The organism is Bacillus haikouensis, from assembly GCF_013179555.1.
Taxonomy (GTDB): Bacteria; Bacillota; Bacilli; order Bacillales; family Bacillaceae_B; genus Rossellomorea; species Rossellomorea haikouensis_A.
On record NZ_JABMCR010000339.1, the window covers coordinates 1 to 3,798 of the forward strand.

A 3,798-nucleotide genomic window follows, 5' to 3' on the forward strand; every position below is an offset into this window, starting at 1 on the left:
TGATACAATCTTTTTTGTAAACGTTATCGAAAGAATCAGGAGGGTTTTGTATGGATATTAATAGAGGCAAGGTAAACGAATTAATCCTCTATAGTAAAGAATTGAATGAAGAGTTGAAGATGCTGGTCTATCTGCCGGCCGCCTTTTCCCCCCTTTATAAATATTCCTTATTGATTGCTCAAGATGGAAAAGACTATTTTCAACTTGGAAGGATTCCCCGTTTAGCAGATGAATTAATCGGTAATAAAGAAATAGAAAACATGATCATTGTAGGTGTCCCATATAAGGATGTAAAAGACCGCAGAAGAAAATATCATCCTCATGGCGAAGAAAATGATGCATATATCCGTTTTCTTGCTCACGAACTTGTCCCTTATCTGGATGAGCACTTTCCTACTTACCACATGGGCATGAGCAGGGCGCTCATTGGAGATTCATTAGGTGCGACCGTTTCGCTAATGACAGCATTAAAATATCCCAACACTTTTGGCAAGGTAATCCTTCAATCTCCACTTGTAAACGAAAAAGTCTTGGATGAAGTCGAAAACTTCTCACATCCTCACTTGTTGAATATCTATCATGTTATCGGCAAAGGAGAAACCGAAGTCAAGACAACGGATGGAAAGGTGAAAGATTTCTTAACACCAAATCGCCAGCTTAATCAATTATTCACAGAGAATAAATTCTCAACATTCTATGAGGAATTTGATGGCGACCATACTTGGAAACATTGGCAGCCTGATTTAAAACGTGCCTTAAACATGATGTTCAGTTAGGGATAAGAACGGATGCCCACCCATTTTCAGATCATGACAGCCAGGGACGGGAAGCATGAAGGAACTGCCGCCCTCTTGTCCTGGCAGCTATAAAAGAGCAATGGCAGGAACTTCCCTACCGTTCGCCCTATATAAAATTTTTTAAAAATTTGCTATACTATATTAAAGATTTTAAAGAGATAGTATTCAGAGGAGGATTGAAGAAAATGAATTATGGTATCGTCATTTTCCCATCAAAAAAGCTTCAAGATCTGGCAAACTCTTATCGTAAACGTTATGATCCTCATTACGCCTTGATCCCGCCGCATTTGACACTCAAAAATGTGTTTTCTGCTGATGAAGATCAAATTAAAGATATTGCAGATAAACTGAGAAATATTGCAAAGAACTATGACCCGTTTAATTTAAAGGTCTACAAAGTTAGTTCGTTTCAACCTGTAAATAATGTTATTTACTTCAAAGTTGAATCTACACCGGAATTAGATGGCCTTCACAACGATATGCACAAATCAAACCTCTTAAACGATGAACCTGAATTTTCATTTGTGCCGCATATCACGGTCGCTCAGAAGCTTTCAAATGATGAACATTCAGATATTTATGGCTCTCTGCGCATGCTTGGTGTCGATCATGAAGAAACAGTGGATCGTTTCCATGTATTGTACCAATTAGAGAATGGTTCCTGGACCGTCTATGAAACATTCCGTCTTGGAAAGGAATAAAACAATTGAAAGTTGAAATCGCTAAATCAGAAGAACAACTGGAAGACGTTTTTCAAGTCAGAAAAACTGTTTTTGTAAAGGAACAAAACGTGCCGCTGGAAGAAGAAATTGATGAATTCGAAAATCAATCTACCCACTTTCTACTATACGATGGTATTCTTCCTGCAGGTGCCGGCAGGTTCCGCCTGGTAGATGGGGTCGGAAAAGTTGAAAGGATCTGTGTCCTGGAAACTGTCCGCGGGAAAGGTGCCGGCAGGGAAATCATGCTTGCCATCGAACAATACTCAGCTGAAAGAGCCATTACAAAACTTAAGTTAAATGCTCAAACCTATGCCATTCCTTTTTATGAAGGATTAGGTTACCAGATTGTTTCAGATGAGTTCATGGATGCGGGAATTCCTCATAAGACTATGATCAAAACACTTTCTTAAACCATAGTCCAGCTATACCAGAGATCAAACTTCGCTATTTGCGGCAGTTTGATCTTTTATTTTGCCAAAGAATAAAAATAGATGTTTCTTGAAGTATAAACACAACACTTCTGGACGATAATGAAGAAATATTTGGGGAGGGGGATTCCTATGGAGCTCATGTCAATAGCCGTGGAATTAGTGGTTGGCTATTTTGCCCTTTTAATTTTAACGAAAATATTAGGAAAAACACAAATAACACAAATCTCAGCCTTCGATTTCATATCTGCATTAATCTTAGGAGAGTTGGTTGGAAATTCCCTGTATGATAAGGAATTAAGCGTGTGGCCAATCCTGGCCGCGATCTTTATCTGGGGTTCCTTAATATTCACCACAGAACTTTTCACACAAAAAAACAGACGCTTTCGCCATATAATGGAAGGAACGCCTGCAATTGTTATAAATAAAGGAAAAATAGATTTCAAGCAATTAAAGAAGAACCATCTCGATTTAAATCAACTTCAGCACTTACTCAGGGCGAAAGACATTTTTTCAATTGGTGAATGCGAGTACGCCCTGTTGGAATCGAACGGGACACTAAGTGTTTTGAAAAAACCGATGTATATTAATGTTCAACGTGCAGATATCAACCTCAGGCCCCAACGCACCAGCCTTCCATTATCTTTAATTCTGGATGGAGAAGTAATTTATGATAATCTGAAAATAGTTCAGCAGAAAGAAGATTGGCTGTTAAGTGAAATTAGCAAACACGGTTTTCAATCAGCCAAGGACGTCTTGTACGCCGAATGGAAAGAAGGCGAAAGTTTACTGGTCCAAGGCTATTAGTTATCCACGGAGACTTTCGGTTCGTTGTCCACTATCTTGAATCTAACCTTTCCCTGATGTATGAGACTGGCAATATAAGCTGTCACAGAAGTGCGGAACAACAGCCATTGCCCTATGTTTTTCACATGGATGTTATGTAAGGTCAGAAATTCTTTCGTAATCTTTTCTAAAGTTTCACCCTCCTCTTTATTCTCAATCAACTGGTATAGAGCATCAAGTTTATCCCGATGGACATTTATATTTTCCTGGACCGTTTCCTGAAAGTGTTCTGAAAACGTCCCATGTCCCGGTATCGCTCCTTTACAGCTTATGTGAAGGAGTTTTTCCAATGATTCAAGTGTACTGTCAGCATCGATGATAAACGGAATAATATGCTTATTAAGCGCATCATGTCCAAAATAACTGTCTGCAGCGTATAAAATTTCTTCAATTAAAATTCCTGCTTGTGAATATGAATGCCCTGGTAAGTCTATAACCTCCATCTTGAAAGGGCCTATGGAACTCTCTCCTTGCTCTAACAAGTGATCCACGCATACAGGAGGACCCTCCAAGAACTTGTTCCTTAATTCATCAATCGGGTAAGCACCATTGAAAAGATAAATCGGTTCCAGTATCGGATTTTCAATGATGGCAGCTTCAAGGAAAGGTGCATACAAAGGGATTTTTAAGGTTTTCTTTAAGAATGAAGCACCTCCGAAATGATCAGCATGAGCATGGGTGATAACACAGTAATCCAAAGGCAGGTCATATTGTTTTAATTGTTTCAACACCTTCTTTACAGCAGAATCATCAAGACCTGCATCAATGAGCAGTCCTTTGCCTTCTTTCTGGCAATAGCCTATATTCACCGAACCGGTGAAGGCATAGCAATGATCCGTAAATTGTTGAAGCTTCATTATTCATCCCCCAGTACTAACGGATGTTCCTTCGGCGGCTAGTAGCTCGAGACATAAGTCATGACAGCCAAAAAGGCAAAAGGCGCCTTTGTGGCTGCCCTGTCTTATGCTTGTCGCCTCTAGGCAAGCCGCCTCCGCTTTTCTTTAT

At 39.6% G+C, this 3,798-nt stretch carries 5 protein-coding genes; 4 read left to right on the plus strand and 1 reads right to left on the minus strand.

The features are described 5' to 3' along the window. The first annotated feature begins 50 nt into the window (after window positions 1-50). The 4 genes from HP456_RS21005 (at window position 51) to HP456_RS21020 (ending at window position 2,754) form a co-directional block, all read left to right on the plus strand. Entirely contained in the window at window positions 51-776 is a 726-nt protein-coding gene (locus tag HP456_RS21005; RefSeq protein ID WP_172254751.1) for an alpha/beta hydrolase, read from the plus strand. A gap of 206 nt (window positions 777-982) precedes the next feature. Continuing rightward, the gene (locus HP456_RS21010) at window positions 983-1,498 is read left to right on the plus strand and encodes a YjcG family protein (protein ID WP_172254753.1); all 516 of its coding nucleotides are present in this window, start codon (window positions 983-985) and stop codon (window positions 1,496-1,498) included. Between the two features lie 5 nt (window positions 1,499-1,503). Further along, window positions 1,504-1,929 carry a GNAT family N-acetyltransferase gene (locus HP456_RS21015; RefSeq protein ID WP_172254755.1) on the plus strand — a complete coding sequence of 142 codons (426 nt, stop codon included), beginning with the start codon at window positions 1,504-1,506 and terminating at the stop codon, window positions 1,927-1,929. Between the two features lie 150 nt (window positions 1,930-2,079). After that, complete coding sequence (locus HP456_RS21020) at window positions 2,080-2,754, plus strand: DUF421 domain-containing protein (protein ID WP_172254757.1); 675 nt, start codon at window positions 2,080-2,082, stop codon at window positions 2,752-2,754. Here HP456_RS21020 and HP456_RS21025 read toward each other — a convergent pair. Further along, window positions 2,751-3,650 (minus strand): MBL fold metallo-hydrolase, encoded by a 900-nt coding sequence (locus HP456_RS21025; protein ID WP_172254759.1) that lies wholly within the window; start codon window positions 3,648-3,650, stop codon window positions 2,751-2,753. The two genes, HP456_RS21020 and HP456_RS21025, sit on opposite strands and share 4 nt — an antisense overlap. Window positions 3,651-3,798 lie beyond the last annotated feature (148 nt).